17 protein-coding genes are annotated in these 24,196 nt (G+C 62.7%); 15 read left to right on the top strand and 2 right to left on the bottom strand.

Going from position 1 to position 24,196, the window contains the following annotated elements:
* The first annotated feature begins 94 nt into the window (after nt 1–94).
* The 6 genes from ACT6QG_RS06220 (at nt 95) to ACT6QG_RS06195 (ending at nt 7,086) form a co-directional block, all read left to right on the top strand.
* Nucleotides 95–2,059 (top strand): type I secretion system permease/ATPase, encoded by a 1,965-nt coding sequence (locus tag ACT6QG_RS06220; RefSeq protein ID WP_444976703.1) that lies wholly within the window; start codon nt 95–97, stop codon nt 2,057–2,059.
* 3 nt (nt 2,060–2,062) lie between these two features.
* Nucleotides 2,063–3,508: an HlyD family type I secretion periplasmic adaptor subunit gene (locus ACT6QG_RS06215; RefSeq protein WP_444976702.1), complete on the top strand. Its 1,446-nt coding sequence runs from the start codon at nt 2,063–2,065 to the stop codon at nt 3,506–3,508.
* Nucleotides 3,509–3,599: 91 nt separating this feature from the next.
* Nucleotides 3,600–3,932 carry a helix-turn-helix domain-containing protein gene (locus ACT6QG_RS06210; protein WP_444976701.1) on the top strand — a complete coding sequence of 111 codons (333 nt, stop codon included), beginning with the start codon at nt 3,600–3,602 and terminating at the stop codon, nt 3,930–3,932.
* Between the two features lie 23 nt (nt 3,933–3,955).
* Nucleotides 3,956–5,515: a hypothetical protein gene (locus tag ACT6QG_RS06205; RefSeq protein ID WP_444976700.1), complete on the top strand. Its 1,560-nt coding sequence runs from the start codon at nt 3,956–3,958 to the stop codon at nt 5,513–5,515.
* 30 nt (nt 5,516–5,545) lie between these two features.
* Nucleotides 5,546–5,908 carry a hypothetical protein gene (locus ACT6QG_RS06200; RefSeq protein ID WP_444976699.1) on the top strand — a complete coding sequence of 121 codons (363 nt, stop codon included), beginning with the start codon at nt 5,546–5,548 and terminating at the stop codon, nt 5,906–5,908.
* An 8-nt stretch (nt 5,909–5,916) separates the two neighbouring features.
* Nucleotides 5,917–7,086, top strand: coding sequence for a glycosyltransferase family 4 protein (locus ACT6QG_RS06195; RefSeq protein WP_444976698.1), 1,170 nt, complete (start codon nt 5,917–5,919; stop codon nt 7,084–7,086).
* Nucleotides 7,087–7,158: 72 nt separating this feature from the next.
* Here ACT6QG_RS06195 and ACT6QG_RS06190 read toward each other — a convergent pair whose 3' ends face one another.
* Both ACT6QG_RS06190 and ACT6QG_RS06185 read right to left on the bottom strand, forming a co-directional pair.
* Complete coding sequence (locus tag ACT6QG_RS06190; RefSeq protein WP_444976697.1) at nt 7,159–9,915, bottom strand: glycosyltransferase; 2,757 nt, start codon at nt 9,913–9,915, stop codon at nt 7,159–7,161.
* Between the two features lie 50 nt (nt 9,916–9,965).
* Entirely contained in the window at nt 9,966–11,114 is a 1,149-nt protein-coding gene (locus tag ACT6QG_RS06185; RefSeq protein ID WP_444976696.1) for a class I SAM-dependent methyltransferase, read from the bottom strand.
* A gap of 367 nt (nt 11,115–11,481) precedes the next feature.
* Between ACT6QG_RS06185 and ACT6QG_RS06180 the strand changes: the two genes are divergently transcribed.
* From ACT6QG_RS06180 to ACT6QG_RS06140, 9 genes are all read left to right on the top strand, one after another.
* On the top strand, nt 11,482–13,092 hold the full coding sequence (locus ACT6QG_RS06180; RefSeq protein ID WP_444976695.1) for a hypothetical protein: 1,611 nt from the start codon (nt 11,482–11,484) through the stop codon (nt 13,090–13,092).
* On the top strand, nt 13,085–14,158 hold the full coding sequence (locus tag ACT6QG_RS06175) for a glycosyltransferase family 4 protein (RefSeq protein WP_444976694.1): 1,074 nt from the start codon (nt 13,085–13,087) through the stop codon (nt 14,156–14,158). The genes ACT6QG_RS06180 and ACT6QG_RS06175 overlap by 8 nt, the downstream gene beginning before the upstream one ends.
* A gap of 11 nt (nt 14,159–14,169) precedes the next feature.
* Nucleotides 14,170–16,221: a glycosyltransferase gene (locus ACT6QG_RS06170; RefSeq protein WP_444976693.1), complete on the top strand. Its 2,052-nt coding sequence runs from the start codon at nt 14,170–14,172 to the stop codon at nt 16,219–16,221.
* 564 nt (nt 16,222–16,785) lie between these two features.
* Nucleotides 16,786–18,180 (top strand): GntP family permease, encoded by a 1,395-nt coding sequence (locus ACT6QG_RS06165; protein WP_444976692.1) that lies wholly within the window; start codon nt 16,786–16,788, stop codon nt 18,178–18,180.
* Between the two features lie 165 nt (nt 18,181–18,345).
* Nucleotides 18,346–18,975, top strand: coding sequence for a trimeric intracellular cation channel family protein (locus ACT6QG_RS06160; RefSeq protein ID WP_444976691.1), 630 nt, complete (start codon nt 18,346–18,348; stop codon nt 18,973–18,975).
* A gap of 172 nt (nt 18,976–19,147) precedes the next feature.
* Nucleotides 19,148–19,975: a methylmalonyl-CoA decarboxylase gene (gene scpB, locus ACT6QG_RS06155; RefSeq protein WP_444976690.1), complete on the top strand. Its 828-nt coding sequence runs from the start codon at nt 19,148–19,150 to the stop codon at nt 19,973–19,975.
* Nucleotides 19,976–20,248: 273 nt separating this feature from the next.
* Nucleotides 20,249–21,241: an iron ABC transporter substrate-binding protein gene (locus ACT6QG_RS06150; protein ID WP_444976689.1), complete on the top strand. Its 993-nt coding sequence runs from the start codon at nt 20,249–20,251 to the stop codon at nt 21,239–21,241.
* Nucleotides 21,242–21,430: 189 nt separating this feature from the next.
* On the top strand, nt 21,431–23,017 hold the full coding sequence (locus ACT6QG_RS06145; protein ID WP_444976688.1) for an ABC transporter permease: 1,587 nt from the start codon (nt 21,431–21,433) through the stop codon (nt 23,015–23,017).
* A gap of 5 nt (nt 23,018–23,022) precedes the next feature.
* On the top strand, nt 23,023–24,051 hold the full coding sequence (locus tag ACT6QG_RS06140; RefSeq protein ID WP_444976687.1) for an ABC transporter ATP-binding protein: 1,029 nt from the start codon (nt 23,023–23,025) through the stop codon (nt 24,049–24,051).
* Nucleotides 24,052–24,196 lie beyond the last annotated feature (145 nt).

Below are 24,196 nucleotides of genomic sequence, written 5' to 3'. Positions count from 1 at the left end.
GCTTCCCGGCCATCTGCGCCATTGAAAGTTGCATCTTAAAATAATACAATCGTGAGTGGCGGACACTCATGGTTCGCGATCAGCGCGGTATTTCATGTCCAAACAGCGTGCACAGGGGCAGGCCGGCCCACAAGCCAACGCGCCGACGGCGCTCGACATGGCTCTGAAGCTGACCAAGCCAGCCTTTTTCACGGCTATCGTCTTCTCCTTCTTCATCAACCTGCTGGGCCTCACCGGCCCGCTCTACATGATGCAGGTTTATGATCGGGTGCTTTCGAGCCGGAACATCACGACACTGGTCGTGCTCACCCTCATCATCGCCTTTCTCTATCTGGTCTGGGCCGCGCTCGAATCGCTGCGCTCCAAGGTGCTGGTGCGCGCGGGGGTGCGGTTTGACGAGGTGGCGAGCCCGCCCATGTTCAATGCCGTGCAGCGCATGTCGCTTCTCAATCCCACGGCAGGCAGCGTGCAGGCCTTGCGCGATACCGATACGGTGCGCGAATTCTATACCGGGCAGGGCCTCATCTCGATGTGTGACCTGCCCTGGGTGCCGATCTACATCATCGTTGCCACCATGCTGCATCCCTATTTCGGCATTCTGGCCGTGGTGAGCTGCATCTTTTCCGGCATTCTGGCTGTGGCGAACGACAGGGCCACCCGCGCCTCCCTGAACGAGGCCACCCGCGCCAACATCACCGCCCACAACAAGGCCACCACCACCTTCCGCAATGCGGAAGTGCTGCAGGCCATGGGCATGGTTTCCCGCCTTCAGGAAAAGTGGCGGGAGAGCCATTCCGGCGCGCTGGGCTGGCAGGCCCTGGCATCAGACCGGGCCGGCATTCTCATGGCCGCCACCAAGTTCAACCGCTCCTTCGTGCAGAGCCTCGTGCTGGGGCTGGGCGCGTATCTGGTGATTGTGGGGCAACTCTCCCCGGGCGTGATGATTGCCGCCTCCATCATTGTGGGGCGCTGCATCCAGCCGGTGGAAATGGCCATCGGCAACTGGAAGTCCGTGGTGAACATGCGCTCGGCCTATGACCGGGTGCAGTCTCTGCTCCACTCCCTGCCCCCTCTTGGCGAGCGCGTGCGCCTGCCGGACCCGAAGGGCAATCTGTCCGTCGAGGGTCTGGTGGCCCGGGCTCCGGGCCGCGAACAGCCAGTGCTGCGCGGCGTCTCCTTCCAGGTGCCGGCCGGTCAGGTGCTGGGCGTTATCGGCCCCAGCGCGGCGGGCAAGTCCAGCCTTGCGCGGGTACTGGTTGGGGTGTGGCCCGCCCTTGCCGGTTCGGTCCGGCTGGATGGCTCGGACCTCTCCCACTGGGACCCGGACCAGCTCGGCTCCAATCTTGGCTATCTGCCGCAGGATGTGGAACTGTTTGCCGGCACCATCGCCGAGAACATCGCCCGTTTCCGCACGGGAGATGATGAACTGATCATCCGCGCCGCGCAGATGGCGGGCGTCCATGAAATGATCCAGAACCTGCCGGGCGGCTACAACACGCAGATCGGCGAAGGCGGACAGGCCCTCTCGGGCGGGCAGCGCCAGCGTATCGGCCTTGCGCGGGCACTCTATGGCATGCCGGCCGTGATCGTTCTGGATGAGCCGAATGCCAGCCTGGATGCCGCGGGCGAGCAGGCCCTGATGGATGCCGTGCGGCGCCTGAAGGAAGCGAAGCGCACTGTCATTCTCATCACCCACAAGACCAACAGTCTGGCGCTGTGCGACCTCATTCTGCTGATGAAGGACGGTGCCGTGCAGGCCTTTGGCCCGCGTGATCAGGTGATCCAGCGCCTGATGAAGCCGCATGTGGTGCATTCCGCAGCATCCGGGGAGCAGCCGGGTCAGCAGGCTGCGGCGGCGGCCGTTGCTCCTGCCGCGGCAGCGCCTGTCGCCGCCGGGGGTGGTGGCGGGGCTGTTGCAGCCGCGCAAGCTTCTCCTGCTGCTGCATCCCCTGTTCAGGCGCAGTTTCAACCCAATGCACAATTCACAGCCCGCATGGGCCACGCCGCACCGGCAGCTACAGCTCCGGCCGCCCCGCGCGTGACGTCCAGTGAGGCATGAGTCATGTTTGAGACATTTGGCGAGAAAGCCCGGGGACTGGGCGCAAACCTGCTGAAAATGGGCGCAAGCCTTCTGGAAAAGGGCAAGGCACAGCTCACACGGCTGGATGAAGCCAATGAAAAGGGTGACATCTCGAAGGAGCATGGCGCGCCCCGCCCCAGCAGCGATTTCCGTTCTGTGGCCCTCACCGGCTATGCCGTCATCGCCTTTGCCTTTGTCGGTCTTGGCGGATGGGCAGCTCTGGCCTCTGTCGACAGTGCGGTGATCGCGTCCGGCGTCATCTCCGTGGAAAGCCGGCGGCAGGTGGTGCAGCATCTGGAAGGCGGCATCGTCCAGTCCATCCATGTGCAGGAGGGTGACACTGTGGATGAGGGGCAGGTTCTCTTCCGCCTCGACCCCACCTCCGCCCGCGCGAATTATGATGCGGTGCGCGCACAGCTTGATGCAGCCCTCGCCACAGAGGCCCGGCTCGTGGCTGAACGCAATCTGGCCGACAGCGTGACCTTTCCAGAAAGCCTGACGTCACGCATCAAGGAACACAATGTCAAGGAAGTGATCGAGGACCAGACAGCCCAGTTCCGCGACCGCAAGACCGCTCTTGACGGGCAGATGGAAATTCTGGAAAGCCGCATCGGCCAGTTGCGGACCGAGATCGAGGGCCTTGCGCAGGAAAAGATATCTGCCGAGCAGCAACTCCATTTCATTGATGATGAGCTGGAAGGCGCACGCACGCTGGAGGCCAAGGGGCTGGTGACCAAGGCCCGCGTTTCCGGCCTTGAGCGGGAAAAGGCCCGCCTGTTCGGCATTGTCGGCCGCAATATCGCCGACAGCGCCAAGTCCGAGGGCAGCATCGGCGAAATCCAGATGCAGATCCAGCAATTGCGCCAGCAGCGAGCAGAGGAAGTGGGCGAGCAGCTCGTCACCATTCGCCAGAAGCTGAGCGAACTGCGGGAGCGCATGAATGTGGCCCAGAATGCACTGGACCGCGTGAGCATTCGCGCACCGCGCGCCGGTACCGCGCAGAATATCAATTCGCGCATCTATACGGTCGGCGCCGTGGTGCGGCCCGGGGATACCATGCTGGAAATCGTGCCCAGGGATGAAGATCTGGTGGTGGACGGGCGCGTTGCGGTTCAGGATATTGATCGCCTTTCGGCCGGCGTTCATGTGGAGGTGAAATTTCCCAATTTCCACACCCGCACCACTCCGCTTATTCTGGGGCGCCTGATGTCTGTCTCAAGTGACCGGCTGGTGGATGAGACCACGCATGAGCCCTATTATCTCGCCCGGGTTTCCATTGCGGAGACGGACATTCCCCCGGACATGAAGAGCGCGCTGCGCCCCGGCATGCCCGCGGAAATCGTTTTCAATACGGGTGAACGCACCGTTCTGAATTATATGGTGCGCCCGCTGACCGACGCACTGGGCCGCTCGATGCGCGAGCGCTAGGTCAATTGTGACATATTTTTGGTTGAGACTATGTACAATTCTCTCATAGCGTGCATAGTTGACCGGAAGAAAAAAGAGGATCGAGGGTATCATGCTTGGAACCAGCCAGCGTCGCTTGTCTGATGACGCACTTGAACTGCGCCGGGAAGCTGGTCGCTGGCTGAAGCAGCGGCGGGAGGAGCTTGGCCTCTCCCAGCGCGAACTGGCCACACTGGTCGGGACGGAATATTATACCTTCATTTCCCAGCTTGAAAGCGGCCGCGGCCGTATCCCGCCCGAGCGCTACCGCGTGTGGGCGGATGCCCTGCAGATGGAGGCACGTTCCTTTGTCTGTACCATTTTGCGTTTCTATGACCCCCTGACCTACGAAATCCTGTTTGAGGCCGACCCCGCTGCCGCTCCTGTTGCTGCGGAGCTTGGGTGATCCTTTTCTGAAGGCAGGCTGGCATGGCTGTGAGCAATATCGTTTCCCTGTTTCGGGCGCGACCGGAAAATCGTGACTGGAGCAATCAGGAACTTGCGGAATTCTATCGTGTTGAAAGCGCGCTGATTTCGGTTGGCTTTCATGTGGATACGGAACGCGGCCTTTCCGATGAGGGTGAGCCCTGGTTCGTTTTCATTGACGGCCTGAGTGATGATGTCATCGTGCACTGCGCGCGTATTGACGGCGCCTATGTCATTGCCAGCGCCGCTTTTGACAGTGTTCTGCGCGGCCCGGACTTCCGCTCGCTGGTGGAAACGTTTCTGGAACGTCATCCGCTGGTTCTGCCGCCGGCCGACACTCCCGAAAAGAAGAGCAATATCCGCCTGCACCCGGCTGCCTTCCTTGTGGCGCTGGTCGCGACTGCCTTCTTCAAGCTCTCCACCAATGATGCCTCCGCTTCCGAACTGGATGATGATGGCGGACCGGATGGCACGCGGCTGCCGGAGACCGATACCACCAGCCTTCAGCTGAATTCCGAGCTCGACAAGCGCCAGACCATGGCCGTGCTCGCCGCCATCGCGGTTGTCACAACCCAGCTGCGTGGTGATGTGGACATTGCGGCGAGCGAGCAGCAGGACAGCCGCCTCCTCACCACCGCCGAGATGGACCAGAATGGCCGCGATCATGACAATGCGACCTTCTCCGCCTCCACCGCCGGACATGAGGGCCGCGGCAATGCGCTGACCGGTGAGGTCATTGTCAGCGGATTCCAGGATGGCATGCCCTCCACCTATAACGCGCTGCTGTCGAGCGGCGGCACGGTTTTCCCGGACCTGATGTCCGCACGCCAGACCCTCACGGAAATGGTGGGCGAGAACGAGTCTCTGTCTTCGTTCTTCTTCACCTCTGGCAAGGAGGTCAGCACGCCCGACAACTCGCAGGGCATTTCCCTCCATTTTCATCATGAGGGCATTGGCTCGGGTGACAGCGCGACAGGCGAGATACAGGCCCGGCTCACCCAGATCCATCTGGCTGCCAACCCCGCTGGGGAAGCCGGCGGATCTATGCCGCATGGCCAGAGCTATGGCAGCGAGGCTGGTGGGCGTCATGGCCTTGCCACCATCCCTCTGACGAATAACCACAACTCGTTCGAGGTGGACCCGAATTCGACTATCCGGGACAAGTTGCCGGGATTTCTCTCCCCGAACCAGCCTGCGGCGCCTATGCTGCCCGGGCCGCAGGAAGAGGAAGAACAAGCCGCAACCCCACCGGGTGAGAGCGGGCATGATATTGATGTCGCAAGCATATTGAGTTCCGTTGCGCCCTATCTGAAGGTCAGCACGAAGCGCATTCAGCATAGCGACGAAGCCTATGCCTATGACGACAATGCGCGGCAGACCATCAACAATTTCGTTCGCAACGATACCAACAGCACCACCATCACGCATGGGTCTGATGTCATTCTGATTGACAGCAACCTCGCCCGTTATGGCAACAGCGAAATCAGTTTCGTGACATGGTCGTTTGATGATGGCTCAACCATCAGCCTGATTGGCGTTTTCGACTACGACCATGCGGCATGATCGGCACCGCCGCAGTGACGGGAGAAACATGTGACTTCTGTTTTGCGGCGCTGTTCGAGCTGGCTGTTGCGTCCGGTCTGGCGGCCCATCGAGAAAATGATCGAACGCCGGGTTGCGCCCCTTGAGCTGGAGGCCCGCCAGAGGCTGGCCAAGCTCGATTCACAGGCCGACACAATCGAGCAGATTCTGTATCAGCGCGCCGGAGCCCTTGAAGGACGTGTGGATCAGCTTGAAGCTGCCATATCTCGCCTGGAAAAGGGCTGGCGCCACCACTGCCCGGCCGTGATGAGCGGCTTTTCCGCTCTTGTGCAGCTTGAGCAGGATGTCCGCACCCTCAGACAGGATGTGAAGGACTTGCGCGGTGCAGCCCAGCCGGGCGCGAGCGGGAATTGAGTGCAAGGATGACAGCTTCTTCCGCAGGCGCCGCAACGGATGCACGCAAGGCCATCATCATCGTGCCCTCTGTCACGCGTTATGATGCCATCTCCACCTCTGTTCAGGATACGTATCGCGCCCTCAGCGCTCTGCCCGGCATGCAGGTGAAGGTGCTCTCATGGCGGTGTGATCTGCCGGACATGGCGTGGAAAAGCGCCGGGGACCTTTCCGACCTGCTGCTGGATGATGATTTTCTGGATGCGGATCTGATTGTTTATCATTTCGGCATTCATGTGAATTTGTTTGATGCCATGCTGATTGGCAATGGCCATGGCAAGCAGGTGGTGTGCTTTCACAATGTCACCCCCGCCCGCTTTCTTCCCGAGAAAAGCCATGGCCTGATCGAGAAATCCCTGCGGCAGATCGAGAACTTCCGCCGTGCCGATGAAATCTGGCCTGTAAGCCAGATCAATGCACGGGATCTTCTGGATCGCGGCTTTGATCCTGAACACATTCACATCGTGCCACTGGCGGTGAACACGCCGCAACTGAGCATGATGGCGGAGAAGGCAGGCACAGCGCCGGTTCAACTGCTTTTCATTGGCCGGGTTGTCCCCTCCAAGGGCGTGCTCGATCTGGTCGAGGCCCTGCGCATGGTGGCCGGTTCTTCAGATACGCCTTTTCGTCTGCGGATCATCGGCAATCAGGAATGGTCGGATCCGGACTATATGAAAGATGTAGAGGCAGAGATACAGTCATCCGGCCTTTCTGAGCGTATAGAATTCATTGGTACAGCCAGTGATGAGGAACTGGAGCGCGCCTGCGCTGCAAGTGATATTCTGGCTATTCCCTCCTATCATGAAGGCTTCTGCAAACCTGTCATCGAAGGACTGCGAACGGGCATGGTGCCGGTGGGGTATGACTCTTACAACCTGCCTTTTATTGCCAATGGCTTCGGGCGCATGAGCCCGGCCGGTGACAAGGCCGGGCTTGCCAATGCCCTGCGCGAGATTATCGAGGCCATTCCGGCCGCCCATCAGGATATGTCCGCGCCCCTGCTTCCGCTTGACCGCGGCCCTACAAGCCTTGCCCAATTTGATGAATTGTCAAAGGCTTATGTCGCCGAGTTCAGCAATGCACGCTTTGATACCCTGGTTCAGGCGCGGGTTCAGGCCCTGCTGGGCACGATCAGCTGAGGCGCCGGGGGGCTGAGGCAGTGGGCTGAGGGCGGCCAGTTCTGAAAGGCCGCCCCGTTCGGTTTCATGCTTTCAGGGCAGGACAGCATCCATCTTGCGATCCAGCAATGTGCCGCGCACCAGCCCTTCCAGACGTCGGGTCATGATCGGCCAGATCAACTGCCCGGCCCATTTCACCTGCGCCTGCTGCTGCGCCTTCAAGGCCTCCCGGTCCGCAAGCATCTCCAGCAGGCCACAAGCCAGTGCATCGGGGGAAATGCCCGGAAGGGTGCGCACGATGGGGGCGATATCCTCGAAAATGGGCAAGGGCGTACAGGCCACCGGCGTGCCCGAGGCCAGCCCCAGACGCACCGCTCCGCTCGCTGATTCCTGCGTGTTCTGATAGGGATAGACCACAATATCGGCAGCCGAGAGCCGGGCCATGATCTCCGCATCCTCCAGAAAATCGGGCAAGATGCTCACATGGCTCTCAAGCCCGTGCTCACGCACAAGGGCGCGGCAGATGTCCAGCTCCTCGCGGGAGACATCCGCCGGGTAAAGTGCATTCAGCATCAGCAGATGAAGATCAGGCACCGTGCGCCGCATCTGCGCCACAGCCATGATGATTTCCCGCAGACCCTTGTGCGGCAGCAGAAAACCGAATGTCGCCAGAACCGTGCGCCCGCCCAGGCCCATGGCCTCGCGCACCGCCGCACGGTCTCCGCCATAAGGCTCCGGCAGGCCGTGGGGAAACAGGGCCACATTCTCCACCAGCCCGATCGCCTTCAGCCGGTTGAGGTCTCCGGCGGAATGCACCATCAGGCGGGTCGCCCGGGCGAGGCTTTCGCGCATATCGCCCAGCCGTACCCACCCGCCCATGGGCCGCTCCACATCCATGGTGGAATGGAAGAAGAGGAAAACCGGCACATCCTGCTGCTCTAGCCGCTCCACCAGCCTGCACAGGGCCTCCAGCGGGAAGAAGCTGAGATTGAACTGCACCACCAGAGCCTCGACCCCTTCGGCCCGGATGGCCGCATAAAGCTCTTCAAGGTCGTCCTCCACCCAGCCCAGTGTCCAGCAGCGGCGCACCTGGTCTGTGTCCTCCCCCTCCAGGGAGCTGTTCCTGTTGGCGAAAAGGATGACATTTTCAGCCGGAAAGCCGGAAAGCAGCGCCTGCGAATAGGTGGCGATGCCGCAGCGCGTATTCCATGTGCTGACCCAGCCGACCTTCGGCAGGCGCAGCATGGTGCTGTCCAGCACATCGAGTGCGGCCACCGCCTCGCGGGTTTTGCGCGCAACCACCTCCCAGCGATAGTTCTGATGCAGCAGCGCCTGCCCGGCAGCGATCTTCTGCGCCACCTCCCGCGGGGTTGCCGCGCGCACCGCCTTCATCGCCTCCACCAGAGAGTCCACATCCGGCTCCACCCAGACCGAAGCCGAGATGCCCAGATGCGCACGGGAATAGGCAAAGCTGTAGTCACACAGCCAGGCGGTTTCCGGCGTGCAGAAATCCCGCTGGCCGCTGAAACCTGTTGTCACCACCGGCTTGCCATGGGCAATGGCTTCCGCCATGGGCAGGCCGAAGCCCTCGCCCCGCGCCGGGCACACCACCGCATCCGCCGAGGCATAGAGGGCGTGGATCTGGTCCTCGCTGATGTCATCCTCGATGAGCAGAATGGGCGCATGGCGCGGGGTGGTGACACCCAGCCGCGCGATCTGCGCCGCCACATCATTATGCTCATTGGCAAAGGTCTTGATGACCAGCTCGACCCGATCATCCAGCGTGAAGGCTTTTGCCCATGCCGCCAGCAGCACATCCACCCCCTTGCGGGGAAAGCAGGATGAAACATGCAGATAGCGGAATATGCCGGCGGGCCGGGAAAGCGCCCTCACCTGTGCCGGCGGCTCGAAAATGCCGTTTCCGACCATGGCGATGGGCACCCGCACCCCATTGTCGCGCAGCACCTTCTTCACGAAATGGCTGGTGACGGTGATGAGGTCCAGAGCACTGTTGAAGGCGGCGACATGGGCGGGGGGAAAGCCGCTCTCCTCCCACGCATAGTTGGAAAGAACCCGTGTGAGGCCGCGCATGTCCAGCACATAGGGCGGATACAGGTTGCGCGTCACCACATCCGGCATCGCCATCCGGGCGGCATTGCGCCAGAGCGCGGCGGTGGCCGGTTCCTGCTCCAGAAAAAGCGGGTCCGGGTCCAGCCGGCCGGGGCCGTCCATGCTCACAAGGCCGACATGTTCTCCCTGCCGCTCCAGTTCCAGCCCAAGCGAGCGGTTCACAATGGCCAGGCTGTAGGAGCTGTCGAACGGCCCCTCAATGCGCCAGCCGCCAATCCGCGTTTCACCCTGTTCCGTGGCAGCGCCAAACAGCGCCGCAACCTCATCATGGCTCAGCCTGTCCAGAAAGGCGCGCTGGCGCAGCACCATGTTCCGGCGCAGCCATGGCTCTTCCAGAACCAGATGGATGGCGGCGGCCAGTTCCTCCGGTGAGGTGCCCAGCGTTTCCAGCGCCGGCCCGCGCCCCGGCGCGCCCGCCTGCCGCACCACGGGAACATCCGCCGCCATGGCGAGCACAGACAGGCGCTGCGCCTGTGCGCTGCCATCCGCGATCACCAGCGTGGCGCGCGCCAGAAGGGCCCAGAACTCCTCCTCGCCAGCGGTTCCGGCATGGGCCAGCTCCAGCGGCACGAGGCCGGGGCGCTGGAGAAGGCGGAAGGCCGCCGCCACGCCCTGCCCCTCTCCCACATCCAGAATGGTGAGATGCTCCCGGGAGAGTTCGGTGGTGAAGCGGAAGATTCGGGGGGCGATGAAAAGACGATGGATATCTGCGAACGACACAGTGTTGGTCCTGCCTGCGGCGGATGTCTGGAAAAGCGGAGTGCTGGTCTTCAGGCCCTGTGCGCCAGCAGGGCGTAATCCTGCGGACCGAACAGAAGATGGTTCAGCCGTGGGGTATCCACATCCGAGCCCCGCAACTGCTGATCCTGCGGGAAGGGGTGGAGGGGAAGAATCTGCGTGCGGTGGAAACCGCGCTGGCGGGCCATGAACTGCAAAACCTCCGGGGGAATCGGATTGCGGTGGGTGGGGTCCTTGTAGAAGGTGCAGGCGCCAACGAGAATATTTTCAGGGTTGGGCGTTTCCAGCAGCAGCAGGCCACCGGGCACGAGTGCACGCAGGGCTTCATCCAGAAAGTCCAGCAATACCTCAAGCGGCAGATGCTCCACCACATGAAAGGCCGTGACCGCCCCCAGGGATTGCGCCTCCACCCCGCGCAGGTGCGAGAGCAGATCGGCGCAGCGCGCCTCCAGCCCGTGGGCGCGGGTTTCCTCCACCATGGCGGCATTGAGGTCTATGCCATAGGCGTTGAAGCCTTCGCGCTTCAGCAATTCGAGCCATTCCCCCCGTCCGCAGCCAATATCCAGCACAGGCCCTTCAAGGGCGGCGACACCGGCAGCGGCCAGATGGGGCATATAGGCGGCAAGGCGCGCGCTCACCACATCGCGCGCGCCCCGGAACTCATCCTCGAAAGCGATATAGAAGCTGTCAAACCGGGACTTGTCGTGCGTTTCCACAGGAATGGGCGTGGATGAAAGCCCGGCGGCCGGCCCGGAAGCACGCTGCGCCTGCATCCGCATCTCCCGCTTCAGGGCCGCCAGCTCCTGCTCCAGCGCCCCCATGCGCAACAGCATGTCCCGCAAGGGCGCGTCATCGAGCCGGGCATGCAAGGCGGCCAGCTCATGCTCCAGCAGATGAACAGAAGCGGGAGCGGCGACAGGCTGTTCCGGCTGCGGGGGCAGCGGTGCGGGCGCGGCGGGTGATGAGGGTGCACCACTGCCTGCCCTGCGCTCCTCACGCCTCTTCCGGCGATTCTGGCGGCGCGCCTTGTTCCATGCGCGCAGTTGCCGCCCGCCCGGCAGGCGGGTGAGCAGATCCTTCAGGCGGGGCGCATCCGCACCCACAACAGAACTACAGGTTGCATCACCCGGCACGACATCATCCGCCGGCGTGATGCAGGGCTGAATTGAAACCTGATCCACCTTCTTTTGCCCGGATCGGGCAAGGCGAGAAGACTCCGTATCGAGACGGACAGAAATCAAACCCGCGTCAATCTCATTCTGTTTCATATGACATACTTTTCAGAAACAAACGAATATCTGACTTAATGAAAGAATATATAAAGATACATATTCATTACCATGACGACACAGAATAGACAGGAACTGCTGTACGCCAGATGAGCCGAGCACCTGCTACATACTCGCATGGGTGGCCATCTGTGTCACCACCCATGCTTGCAAATATGAAATACACACGTAAAAGATCTCATCGAGATTATCTGGATGCGGCCAGGCCTTCCGGGCCATCAACCGCTCTCCAATCCGCTGAGAAAGCCCGGGCCCGCGCATGTTGAATCACCCCTCCTGCCGCATCATTCTGACCGGAGACTTTCTGCGCCCCGCCTCTTCCGGCTTTTCGCCCGCTGCTGCGCGAGACACTCTCTGGTTGCACCGTCTGCTGGGAAGGCTGATTGGCCATGTGAGCGGGCAGATGCCGGCCATGGTGGGCTGGGGTATCGAGCCAGCCTTCGGGCAGAATCTCGGCGACGATGAGATTGACGCCATCTATGGCGAGCAAGGCGCGCCCCTTTCGCTGGAAGGCTGGGCGCAGCTGCGCGACAGGACTGACGCCGCCCCGCACCTTGATGCGCTGGCACAGGCCCATTTTGCCGATGCGCTCGTCATCGGTTTCGAGCTGCCCCCCATTGTGGAGCATGCCCTTGCGCGCGCGGGGGCGCGGATGATCGACATCCGCCTGCATCCGGCGGGCTTTCTGGATGATCTGCTGCTGGCCCTGCGCGCTTCCGCCCCGCAAATGCAGGCCAAACTGGCGGCCCGCGCCATGCCATCGCAAACAATCAGCCTCATGGCCGATCTTGCAGGCGCGGCGGCGCTCATGCAGCCTTTCTGTCCACCGCCCGCCAACAGCCTGCTGGTGCTGGGCAAAAGTGAAGACCTGCCCGCGCGGCTGGATGAGGGCCGGGAGCAGATCTGCACGGCCGCCGGCAAGTGCGCGGCCCTTCTCGTACCGGCTTGCGAACCTGATACGCTGGCCCTGCTCTCCTCATGGGATCTGACTCCATCCCCAACCGATGCGCCCCTCTACGGCCTTCTCGCCCACCCGCATGTGAGCGAGGTGATCGCACTGGATGGGGACAGGGCCAGCGAGGTCCGCTTCTTCGGCAGGAACGCGCTCGCCCTGCGGCCGGCCCGGTGCCCTGTGGACGACACAAAAGCCGAGGCGGAGGCAGCCGTCTATCACGGCATTGATGGCCAGATTCTCTCCAGCGCCTTCTGGAGTGACCTGCTGGAGATGGCGCCGCCCGCACCGCTCGCGCTTCCCCCCCGGCCCAACCGCCTGCGCGACAGCCGCAACCTTGCCCCGGCCCCGGACCGGCCCAGCCAGAAGGATGTGACGCGGGAGCATCGGGAACCGGAAGATCCGCTTCTGGATGAGCGCCTTGAAGAGCTGCGCCTGCAACAGATTGCAAACCGCTCGGATATTCAGGTGCGCCTTGCCGGCATGGAACATGAACTGCACCGGGCGCAGGCGGCGCTCAACGCCGCAACACGCTGGCAATCGGATGAAATGATGTATCGCAAGCGTTCTGTTCTCGGCCGCATGGTCTTTCGCCACAATGGACGCCCCACGCGGAGCCTGCGCAGCCTGCTCTTTCATGCCAGCGGCAAGCCACGCGGCCTGTTCCGCTCATGGATCATCAATGCGGCCGGTGAACCGCGCGCCTGGATGCGGCAATGGATGACCAGCCCGGAATATCTGGCGCAGCCCAAAGCGCACCATGCGCCGTCCCTGCGCCCCGTGCTTTCGGCCCCGCGCCCCTTCACCGCCTGGCGCAGCGTGGCGGGCGCCAATGATCTGAGCCCGGAAGAGCTGGATGCGCTGATGTGCGCCATCCGCGAGGAAGTGCAATCCTCCAAGGCGCCCTCCCATGACTGAATCCCTGCGGGCCGGAAGGCCGAGAATAGCCATGGTGGCGGCCGGCTCCGCCCGCGGCGAGCTGGGCGGGGCGGAGCGTTTCTTCACCGGCCTTACCCAGGCCCTGTGCGATGTGGGTTTTGATGCCGAGCTGGTGGCCGTGCCCAGCGATGAAAGCTCGTTCGAGGCGATTCAGCGCTCCTATCTGCGCTTTTATGATCTGGATCTCTCGCGCTTTGACGGCGTCATCAGCTCAAAAGCGCCATCCTATGCGCTGCGCCACCCCAACCATGTCTGCTACCTGCAACACACCATGCGGGTTTTCTATGACATGTTCGATCTGGAATTCCCGCACCCCTCGCAGGATCTGCTGGAACAGCGCCACTTCATCCGGCTTCTGGATACCGCCCTGTTGCGCGCACCGCATACCCGCAAGCTGCTCGCCATCGGGCAGGAGGTGTCAGACCGCCTGAAGCTCTATAACGGGCTGGAAGCGGAAGAGATCATCCACCACCCCACAACGCTGGGGGGGCTGCATGAAGGGGCTTTCGACTATTTCTTCCTGCCCGGCAGGCTGCATCGCTGGAAGCGGGTGGGGCTGGCGATTGCCGCCATGCGGGAAACCACCATGCCCGCCCGCCTGCTCATCTCCGGTGACGGAGAGGATGCGGAGATGTTCCGCACACAGGCCGCCGGCGACGGGCGCATCGTCTTTCTCGGGCGGGTGAGCGACCGGCAGCTGGCGGATCTCTATGCCGATGCCCGTGCGGCCCTGTTCGTACCCATGCGCGAGGATATGGGCCTCATCACCTTCGAGGCGATGAATTCCGGCACGCCGGTCATCACCGTGACCGACAGCGGCGAGCCGGCCAATATCGTGCGCGACGGGGAAACCGGCCTTGTCTGCGCACCGGAACCCGGGGCTCTTGCCGCCGCCATGGAGAGACTATGGGCGCAGCCGGAACTGGCGCAGGCCATGGGGGCCGCGGGGCGCGCCAGCATTGCACATATCACCTGGGAAAATGTCGCCCTCCGGCTGGGCCACGCCCTGGGCTTCGGAAAATTCCTCGCCACGCGCGAGATGTGAGGGGGGCAGACATGTTACGCGTCACCATTCTGGACATGCAGCCCATCGATCCGCCCGTCGGCGGGGGACGCCTGCGGCTTCTGGGCCTGTATCACGGCCTTGGCGCGCATATCGCCGCCACCTATGTGGGCACCTATGACTGGCCCGGCGAAAAGCCGCGCGACCAGAAACTCTCCCCCACCCTGCGCGAAGTGATGGTGCCGCTGGAGCCCCCGCATTTTCAGGCGGCATCCCAACTCTCCCAGTCCGCCGGCGGCAGGACCGTCATCGATTCCGCCTTCCACACCCAGGTCGACCTCTCCCCCGCCTATCTGGAACGCACGCGCGCGGCCGTGCGCGAGGCGGATGTGGTCATCTATTCCCATCCCTGGCTCTATCCGCCGACAGCGGATCTTCTGGATCGCAGCCGCCAGCTGGTGATCTATGACTCCCACAATGTCGAAAGCATCCTGCGCATGAAGCTGCTGGATGATGGCGGCACCGGCACGCAGATCGTGCGCGAGGTGGTGCGCATCGAGCGGATGCTGTGCCACGCGGCGGATCTGGTTCTGGCCTGCTCGCAGGATGATGCCCGCGCCTTCACCCGCCTGTTCGGCATCTCTCCGGCCAAGACCCGTGTCGTGCCCAATGGCGCATTCACCGAGCGCACGCCCCCGGCGGACGAGGCCCGGCGCGCCGCCGCCAAGGCCCGGCTGGGGCTGGGGCCGGAGCCGCTCGCCATTTTCCTCGGCTCCGCCTATGAGCCGAATGTGGAAGCGGCCCGCTTCATCGTGAACCAGCTTGGTCCGGCTCTCCCGCAGGTGCGCTTTGTGGTGGCCGGGGGCGTGGGAGAAGGCATGGCTCAGCCTTCAGCCCCCAATGTCACCATTACCGGGCGGCTCTCGGAAGAAGACAAGGATGTGTGGCTGGCGGCCTCCGACATGGCCGTGAACCCGATGTTCAGCGGTTCCGGCACCAATATCAAGATGCTGGAATTCATGGCCTGCGGCCTGCCCACCATCGCCACGCCCACCGGCGCACGGGGCATTGAAACCTCCGCCGAGGCGTTTCTCGTGGCGCCGCCGGCGGAGTTCGCCAAGGCTGTCGCCCGTGTTGCAGGCCATGGGGATGAGCGGGCGCATCTGCGCACCCATGCGCTGGAGCAGGTGAAGCGCTTCTATTCATGGGAGCGGATTTCCGCCCAGCTTGGCCGCATCATCACCCGCCAATACAAGCGTCTGGGCAAGCGCCCGAAATTCTCTGTCATCGTGCCCACCTATGAGCGCCATGACATGCTGCGCGATGTCATCTCCCGCCTTTCCCGGCAGGATTACCGCGATTTCGAGGTGATCGTGGTAGATCAGAGCCGGCAGCGCTGGGCGGGGGCGGATGAGGATTTCGGCATTGACCTTGCCTATGTCCACACCGATGTGCGCGGCGCGGTGACAGCCCGCAATATGGGCGCGGCGCTGGCCTGCGGTGATATTCTGGCCTTCACCGATGATGATACCCAGCCCCCGGCAAGCTGGCTTTCCGCGGCGGCCATCCGCTTCCGGGATGAGGAGATCGCGGGGCTGGAGGGGCTCATCCTCTCCGACAAGGTGGATGATCCTGCCTATCGGCCTGTCACCAATATCGGGCTGGAGGGCATCGGCTTCATGACCGCCAACCTGTTTGTGCGCTCCGATGTGTTTCAGGCGGTGGGCGGGTTCGATATCGGGTTTGAAAACCCCCATTTCCGCGAGGATACGGACCTTGGCTGGCGAATCCGCAATTTCGGCCCGGTGCCCTTCTCGCGCGAGGCGTGGCTCTATCACCCTCCGCACCTGCGCTCCATAGAGCGGGAAAGCCTGCCGGAACGCTCGCGCTTCTTCATCAAGGATGCCCGCCTGATGAAGAAGCATCCCGCCCTTTATGCGGAACTGTTCGAGCGGGAGCGGCAGTGGCAGTCCAATCCGCACTTTCTGCGCTATCTGGCGGAAGGGCTGGCGCTGGAACAGATGGATGTACCGCCGGAGCTGGCGGCGCAGATCAAGGCTTTTGATCTGGAGCTGCCCGACATTGCGCGCACCGGGGCGGGGTGAAGGTTTTTTCCGCGCCCCCCACGCGCGCACCTAAGGGAAAACCCGCAGACAAGATGCCGCGCCCTTCTCCCGGACAGACCAGGGAAGCCGGCCGCCGGCTGTGAGACACGGGGCGGCATCCGGCCATGATCCCGCCCTGTCCGGGACAGGCGGATGGCGGCGCTTGCCCGCCGGATGGCCGCGCGCCTGTATTGTGCTGGAAATGCAGGAGCCTTGCCGCGCCAATAGAGGCCGGCCCACACGGCCCGGAGCTTCTCTTTATACAGAGAAGTTCAAGCATTACGCATGGTAAGCCACATAAAGGAGAGAATGCTTCCCCCTTTCCCATGACATTGACGGCTTCTGCCCCCTGTGGATACAGAAATTTGGCATTCTGTGCATTTTATGCCATTGCCACATACTGCTTATAAATGAGCAAACTGCTCACATGTGGGGTTATCGCTCCGGATTCGGGAAGTTGCCTGTTTTTTTCTGCACGTTATGCGTCTTCCGGATTCATAGCTTTTGTAAAGATCAGAACAAGACCAACAAAACTCCGCACTCGCCATCCAGCTGGAGGAAAACATGGAATTAGTTGTCGTATTAGCGGCATTGGCATTCCTGATGTTCGCCGCATATCGCGGCTATAGTGTCATCATCATGGCACCTGTGGCTGCACTGGCTGCGGTCCTGTTGATCTCCCCCTCAAGTGTCGCGCCAATGTTCAGCGGCACCTTCATGACCGCCATGGTCGGGTTCGTGAAGAACTACTTCCCGGTCTTCCTGCTGGGTGCGATCTTCGGCAAGCTCATCGAGCTTTCCGGCTTCTCGAAGGCCATTGTCGCCGCTGTCATCCGCTGGATCGGCGCCGATCAGGCCATTCTCGTCATCGTCGTGGTCTGCGCGTTGCTCACCTATGGTGGCGTCTCGCTGTTCGTGGCGGTGTTCGCGGTCTATCCGTTCGCGGCCGAGCTGTTCCGCCAGAACCAGATCCCCAAGCGCCTCATTCCGGGCGTGATCGCCCTCGGCGCGTTCTCCTTCACCATGGATGCGCTGCCGGGCACCCCGCAGATCCAGAACATCATCCCCACCACCTTCTTCGGCACCACCACCTGGGCGGCACCCGCCCTCGGCATCGTGTCGTCGATCTTCATCCTGATCGTGGGCGTGCTCTATCTGAACTGGCGTCGCCGCAGCTGCGTGGCCAGGGGTGAGGGCTATGCCAGCGGTCCGCTCCTGAACGAGCCGGATGCGGTGGACAAGGACCACCTGCCCAACCCCTATCTCGCCATCACCCCGCTTGTGCTCATCGGTGTGGCGAACTTCATCCTCACCCGCATGATCCCGGTCTGGTACGGCGACAGCGCCATCGTGTCCATGCCGGGCATGAAGGAACCCCTCGTCACCAGCATCAACTCTGTCGTCGGCATCTGGGCGGTTCAGGGCGCGCTGCTCATCGGCATCGTGTTCATCCTCATCACCGCCTGGAAGACCGTTTCGCAGAAGATTGCGGAAGGCAGCAAGCAGGCCGTGGCCGGCGCCATGCTGGCGGGTCTGAACACCGCTTCCGAATATGGCTTCGGTGCGGTTATCGCCACCCTGCCGGGCTTCCTCATCGTGAAGGACGCGCTGGTCTCCATCCCCAACCCGCTGGTCAATGCCGCGGTGAGCGTGTCCACGCTGGCCGGCATCACCGGCTCGGCCTCGGGTGGCATGAGCATCGCCCTTGCCGCCCTGGGTGAGCATTTCGTGCAGGCTGCCAATTCCGCCGGCATCCCCATGGAAGTGCTGCACCGTATCGTCTCGATGGCCTCGGGCGGCATGGATACGCTGCCCCAGAACGGCGCCGTCATCACCGTGCTGGCCGTGACCGGGCTGACGCACAAGCAGTCCTACCCGGATATCTTCGCCATCACCCTGATCAAGACCGCAGCGGTGTTCTTCGCGATCGCCCTGTACTACACCACCGGCCTCGTCTGAGGACCGATACTCCGGCGGCAGGCCCTGCCCTGCCGCCGGAACACGCCCCTTCATCCGGCTCTTCGGGGCATGGAAGCGCCACAGCACTCATGCTATGCGCAGCTTTGTCGGGGCCGGCCAGAATCCATTGCCCGCAGCCGTCACGACCGCTTGAGAGGCATGGATATGGAAACCGCCCAACTCCTTTTCATCTGCTACATCATCGCAATCGTCGCCGAGGCGATGACAGCGGCCCTTGCTGCCGGACGGCGGGAGATGGACTGGGTCGGCGTCTATCTTCTGGGATGCATCACCGCGCTTGGCGGCGGCTCCGTGCGCGATGTGCTGCTGGGGCGCTATCCGCTGACATGGGTGGAGCACCCGCATTATCTGCTCATCACCGGCTTTGCCGCCCTCTTCACCATCCTCATTGCCCGCTACATGCACCATTTGCGGCATGTCTTCCTGTTTCTGGATGCTGTCGGCCTTGTGGTGTTCACGGTCATTGGCTGCAATATCGCCATGGGCATGAACATGCCTGTCATCATCATCATCGCCTCCGGCATGATTACCGGCTGCATGGGCGGCGTGCTGCGGGATGTTCTGTGCGCCGATGTGCCACTGCTGTTCCGCGCGGAGCTCTATGCCACGGTCTCCATCGTCACCGGGCTGCTCTATGTCACCGGGGAATGGCTGGGCCTGCCGCATGATGCGGTGATGATTGGCGCCATGATCTTTGGCCTCGCCTTGCGCCTCATGGCCATACGCTTCAGTTGGGGCATGCCGAAATTCGTTTACACGAAAACATTGCATTGATCCGCCGTTCGGCCCACACCCTGTCTCCAGAGCATTTTCCGGCGGGCTGGAAGCCATCCCGCCTGTAGAGAATGCATTCGCGCACCCATGTGGAGTGTTTCACTATTCCAATGAAACATGAAAACGCTCCACATCTCCGCAACTCCCGTGGAAAGCTTCAGGAAAACCGGGCATGACCAGCACCGATACCACCCCAGCCACTGCCGGAAACGCACCCCAGACCCCGATCGTGACGGGCGAGGTGGATGGCATGGTGGGCACCATCACCCTCAACAATCCGGCAAAGCGCAATGCCCTGAGCCGGGAGTTGCTGGATGCCCTGATGGCACAGCTTGAAGCCTTCCGTGGCGCTTCGGTGCGCAGCGTCATCCTGCGGGCTGCTCCGGGCATGAAGGTGTGGTCTGCCGGCCATGACATTCGCGAGCTGCCCAAGGGGGGTGAAGACCCGCTGGGCTATGCAGACCCGCTGGAACGGGCCCTGCGCGCCATCCGCACCTATCCGGGCGCGGTCATCGCCATGGTGCAGGGCACCGTGTGGGGCGGCGCGTTCGATCTCGTGCTCTCCTGCGACATCATCATTGCCGATGACACCTCCAGCTTCGCCATCACGCCCGCCAATCTGGGCCTGCCCTACAACACCACGGGCCTGCTGCACTGCCTGAACCGCCTGCCGCTGAACCTGATCAAGGAAATGTTCTTTTCGGCCGCACCTGTCCATGCGGAAGATGCCCGCCAGTGGGGGATCATCAACCATCTGGTTTCCGCAGAGGAAATAGAGTCATATACGCAGAACCTTGCGGGCCTCATCTCTTCAAAGGCCCCTTTGGCGATTGCGGTTGTGAAGGAGCAGCTTCGGGTTCTGAGCGATTACCAGCCTATCTCCGCGCAGGTCTTTGAAAGATTGCAGGACATGCGCCGCGAAATCTATGACAGCGAGGACTACAAGGAAGGCATCAATGCCTTTCTGGAGAAGCGCAAGCCGGTATTTTACGGCCGCTAGACCCCCACTTCACACCACAAACGCACAGCCGGCATGAGTTGTGCCGGCTGTGCGGGCATCCTTCCAGATCATCAGATTATACCTATTCCAATATACTGCATATTTTCAGGATGAAGTAATAACCTGTTTCTCTCACCCCTCATTTAAGCTATCAATCCATCACTTTTACCCGATCGGGCATGGACCTGCTCCAAGCATATGAAGCACTGCACAGATCCTGCGGAAGGGTCTGCGCAGCCATGGCCTGATCTTGTCGAGCAGATGGAGTGGTTCATGAGAAAAACCCTGCGTGCCTCTTTTCTTGCCCTCTCCAGCCTTGCACTGGCCCTGCCGGCCATGGCGGATGAGCTTGTGATCTATTCCGGCCGCGGCGAAAGCTTCATCGCCCCCATCATCAAGCAGTTCGAGACGCAGACCGGGGTCAAGACCAAGACCCGCTACGGCTCCACCGCCGAACTCTCCGCCCTGCTGCGCGAGGAAGGCGACAAGAGCCCCGCCGATGTGTTCATCGCCCAGGATTCAGGCGCGCTGGGCGCCAATACGGACCTCCTGGCCATTCTGCCCGACGGCCTGTTCGAGGAACAGATCGAGATCTACCGCAACCCTGCAAAGAACTGGATCGGCACATCCGCGCGCGCCCGCACACTGGCCTATTCCACCGAGCGGGTGAAGGCGGATGCCCTGCCCAAGCATGTCACCGATCTGACCAAGCCGGAATGGAAGGGCAAGGTGGGTTTTGCCCCCAAGAATGCCTCCTTCCAGGCCTTCCTCACGGCGCTGCGCGCGCAGGAAGGGGAGGACAAGGCCCGCGCTTTCGTGAAGGGGCTGGTGGATAATGGCGCGCGCACCTATTCCAACAATACCGCGCTGATCCAGGCCATTGCGGATGGCGAGATCGACGCCGCGCTGGTGAACAACTATTATCTGCCGCGCTTCAAGCATCGCGATGCCAAGTTCCCGGTGGAGCAGACCTTCTTCGAGAAGGGCGATGCGGGCAACCTGCTGTTCGTTTCCGGTGCGGGTGTGGTCAAGTCATCGGATGACAAGGACGACGCCACCAAATTCGTCGAATTCCTGCTCTCCCCGGCAGCCCAGCAGTATTTCGTCTCCACGGTGGGCGAATATCCGGTCGTCAAGGGTGTGATCAACAATCCCGCGCTCGGGGCTGTCTCCAACCCTGAAGAGGTGGCGCCGGACGTGAAGCAGGATGCGCTGGCAGACACCGCCGGCACCAAGAAGATGCTGACCGATCTGGGCCTGCTCTGATCCATGGGCTTCGGGCATGGGCGGCGCGGCTGTCCATGCCCTCAGGCCGGCATGACCGGTGCGCTATCCACAAATGCACCCGCACCAGAGCCCGGCCAAACAGCGCCCGGCCTTTTGCGCCTGACAAATGCCTTCCCGGCGCATAAGGATCAGTCTGTCATCCCATCTGCTCGGAAAGCACCTCTGCCCATGGCCCAGGACCAGACCTCCAGCACGGCGCGCGCGCCCCTGCTGCTGGCCATACCGGCTTTTGTGGCAGGCGGGGCCATGCTTGTGCCGCTGGTCTATCTGCTCATGCGCGCCTCCAATGTGGAGTGGGATGAGCTGACCTTCCTGCTGTGGCGTCCGGCCACGGCCATGCTTCTGTTCAACACGCTGGCGCTGGTGGTGTGTGTGGTGGCGCTGTCCACGCTCATCGCCCTGCCGCTGGCGCTGCTGGTCACGCGCTACCGCCTGCCCTTTGCGGGGCTGTTCAGCGTGCTGTTCACCCTGCCGCTGGCCATTCCCGGCTATGTGATGGCTTATGCGCTCATCGGGCTTTCCGGCTATTATGGCCCGCTCAACCAGTTTTTCGGCCTGCGTCTGCCGCGCCTGGAAGGACTGGTCGGGGCAACGCTGGCGCTGGCGCTCTATGTCTTCCCCTATCTGTTCCTCAATCTGCGCGCGGCGCTGTCATCGCTGGACCCGGCGCTGGAGGAAAGCGCACGCAGCCTGGGGCGCACCCCGGCCGCCATTTTCCGCCATGTCATCCTGCCCCATCTCAAGCCCGCCTTCCTCTCCGGCTGGCTGGTGATCGCGCTTTATACGGTGGGGGATTACGGCGCGATCGCGCTGATGCGCTATGATGTGTTCTCCTCCGCCATCTACAACCAGTATGCCGGGGCCTTCGAGGTCTATTATGCGGCCTGGCTTTCGCTGATGCTGATGGCCCTGGCCGGCTCCTTTCTGCTGATGGAGGCCTGGGCCATGCGCAAGGTGCGCCTCTCGCGCTCCGGCACCGGTGCCGCGCGGCCCGTGCCCCGCCGCGCACTGGGCAAATGGGCTGTGCCGGCCGCCCTGTTTGTCGCACTGGTTCTGCTGGCATCCCTTGGTGTGCCGTTCAGCGTCATCCTGTTCTGGCTGATGCGCGCGCCGGATGCGGTGGACTGGCTGGCCATCGGCCATTCCGCCCTGCAAACCCTGATGATCGCCGGGCCTGTGGCACTGATCGCCATGGCGGCGGCGATTCCGGTCGCCCTGATCAGCGCGCGCTATCCGGGACGTCTGGCCTTTCTCAGCGAGCGGATGGTGTATCTGGGCTATGCGGTGCCAGCCCTGCCCTTCGCGCTGGCCATGGCCTTCTTTTCGCTTTCAGCCGTGCCGTTTCTCTATCAGAGCCTTGCCCTGCTCATTACCACGCTGGCCCTGCATTTTCTGGCGCTGGCCATTGGCCCGGCGCGGGCGCGGCTGCTCCAGCTTGGCCCGCGTGTGGAGGAAGCCGCGCGGGCGCTGGGATGCCGCCCCCTTGAGGCTTTTTCCCGCGTGACACTGCCGCAGCTGCTGCGCGCGCTCATCGCCGGCGGCGTGCTGGTGTTCATGGTTGCGGCCAAGGAATTGCCCATCACCCTGCTGCTTTCCCCCACCGGCACCCATACGCTGGCCATGAGCGTTTTCTCGCGCACCATTGAGGGCGCCCTGTTTGATGCCGCGCCCTATGCGGGGCTGATGATCCTGTTCTCCGGCCTGTTCATCGGGCTGGTGCTGTCCCACTCCGGTCGCGGTCGCCAGCAGCAATGAGTGCCATGCCCCTGCTCTCCCTTTCCGCCCTCACCAAGACCTTCGGCACAACACGCGCGGTGGATGCGGTGAGCCTTGATCTGGATGATGGGGAGATTCATGCCCTGATAGGCCCCTCCGGCTGCGGCAAGTCCACCCTGTTGCGGCTGATTTCCGGCTTCGAGACACCGGATTGCGGCACCATCACCATGCGCGGGCAGCCTATCACCACCCTTGCCCCGGAAGCGCGGGACATTGGCATTGTCTTTCAGGATTACGCCCTGTTTCCGCATCTGACGGTTGAAGCCAATATCGGCTTCGGCCTCAACCGCCTGCCCCGGGCCGAGCGGGTGGCGCTGGTGCGCGAGCATATGGCCATGCTGCAATTGGACGGCCTTGAAAAACGCTATCCGGCAGAACTTTCCGGCGGCCAGCAGCAGCGCGTGGCGCTGGCCCGCTCGCTGGCCGCCCGCCCCGGCTTGCTGCTGCTGGATGAGCCTTTCTCCAATCTCGATGCCTCCCTGCGCGAGGCGGCGCGGCGAGACATCCGCACCTTGCTCAAGGGCAGCGGCATAGCCATTCTCTTTGTGACGCATGACCGGGAAGAGGCGCTCTCCTTCGCTGATCGCATCACCGTGCTGAAGGCCGGGCGTCTGGAGCAGTCCGGCCCGCCGGAAGAGGTATATGCCCGGCCACAAAACAGCTTCGTGGCCGGCTTTCTGGGGGCGGCCAATATCCTGCCCGGAACCGCGAGCGGGCAGACAGCCCAAACGGTTCTGGGCGAGGTGATGCTGGCGGCGCAGGCCCATGGCCCCCTCACCCTCTGCCTGCGCCCCGAAACGCTTGAACTGTGCGCGGCAGAAACCGGTCGCCCGGCTTTTCGGGTCGTGGAACGCATCTTTCGCGGCTATGCCGTCTCCTTTCTGGTGCAGGCGGAAGATGGAACCCGTGTGCAGGTTCTGTCCGGCATCTCGGCAGATGCGCGCGCGGAAACGCGGGTGGGCGAACATGTCGGCCTCATGGCCCGTGCGCCCGCGGTGATCCTGCAGGAGTGAGGGAACAGACTCACCACTGTCATGCAAAGGGCGCATATGGCCTGTGATGCGGGGCCGGATGCGCCATGCGCCAGAGCCTGCGCGGGCACTTGGCAGTATCCGGGAAAGCGCCTAGTTTCCGCCCGCCCGTTCTTCCTGTCCTGCT

Source organism: Haloleucobacter ellipsoideus (assembly GCF_052491725.1).
Note: the sequence above shows the minus strand (reverse complement) of the source record. Positions and strands in the feature narration are given on the sequence as shown.

Excerpts from the sequence above, each read along its gene's own strand:
- ACT6QG_RS06220 (WP_444976703.1), top strand. The coding sequence starts at position 95 with ATGTCCAAACAGCGTGCACAGGGGCAGGCCGGCCCACAAGCCAACGCG.
- ACT6QG_RS06215 (WP_444976702.1), top strand. The coding sequence starts at position 2,063 with ATGTTTGAGACATTTGGCGAGAAAGCCCGGGGACTGGGCGCAAACCTG.
- ACT6QG_RS06210 (WP_444976701.1), top strand. The coding sequence starts at position 3,600 with ATGCTTGGAACCAGCCAGCGTCGCTTGTCTGATGACGCACTTGAACTG.
- ACT6QG_RS06205 (WP_444976700.1), top strand. The coding sequence starts at position 3,956 with ATGGCTGTGAGCAATATCGTTTCCCTGTTTCGGGCGCGACCGGAAAAT.
- ACT6QG_RS06195 (WP_444976698.1), top strand. The coding sequence starts at position 5,917 with ATGACAGCTTCTTCCGCAGGCGCCGCAACGGATGCACGCAAGGCCATC.
- ACT6QG_RS06180 (WP_444976695.1), top strand. The coding sequence starts at position 11,482 with ATGTTGAATCACCCCTCCTGCCGCATCATTCTGACCGGAGACTTTCTG.
- ACT6QG_RS06175 (WP_444976694.1), top strand. The coding sequence starts at position 13,085 with ATGACTGAATCCCTGCGGGCCGGAAGGCCGAGAATAGCCATGGTGGCG.
- ACT6QG_RS06170 (WP_444976693.1), top strand. The coding sequence starts at position 14,170 with ATGTTACGCGTCACCATTCTGGACATGCAGCCCATCGATCCGCCCGTC.
- ACT6QG_RS06165 (WP_444976692.1), top strand. The coding sequence starts at position 16,786 with ATGGAATTAGTTGTCGTATTAGCGGCATTGGCATTCCTGATGTTCGCC.
- ACT6QG_RS06160 (WP_444976691.1), top strand. The coding sequence starts at position 18,346 with ATGGAAACCGCCCAACTCCTTTTCATCTGCTACATCATCGCAATCGTC.
- scpB (WP_444976690.1), top strand. The coding sequence starts at position 19,148 with ATGACCAGCACCGATACCACCCCAGCCACTGCCGGAAACGCACCCCAG.
- ACT6QG_RS06150 (WP_444976689.1), top strand. The coding sequence starts at position 20,249 with ATGAGAAAAACCCTGCGTGCCTCTTTTCTTGCCCTCTCCAGCCTTGCA.
- ACT6QG_RS06145 (WP_444976688.1), top strand. The coding sequence starts at position 21,431 with ATGGCCCAGGACCAGACCTCCAGCACGGCGCGCGCGCCCCTGCTGCTG.
- ACT6QG_RS06140 (WP_444976687.1), top strand. The coding sequence starts at position 23,023 with ATGCCCCTGCTCTCCCTTTCCGCCCTCACCAAGACCTTCGGCACAACA.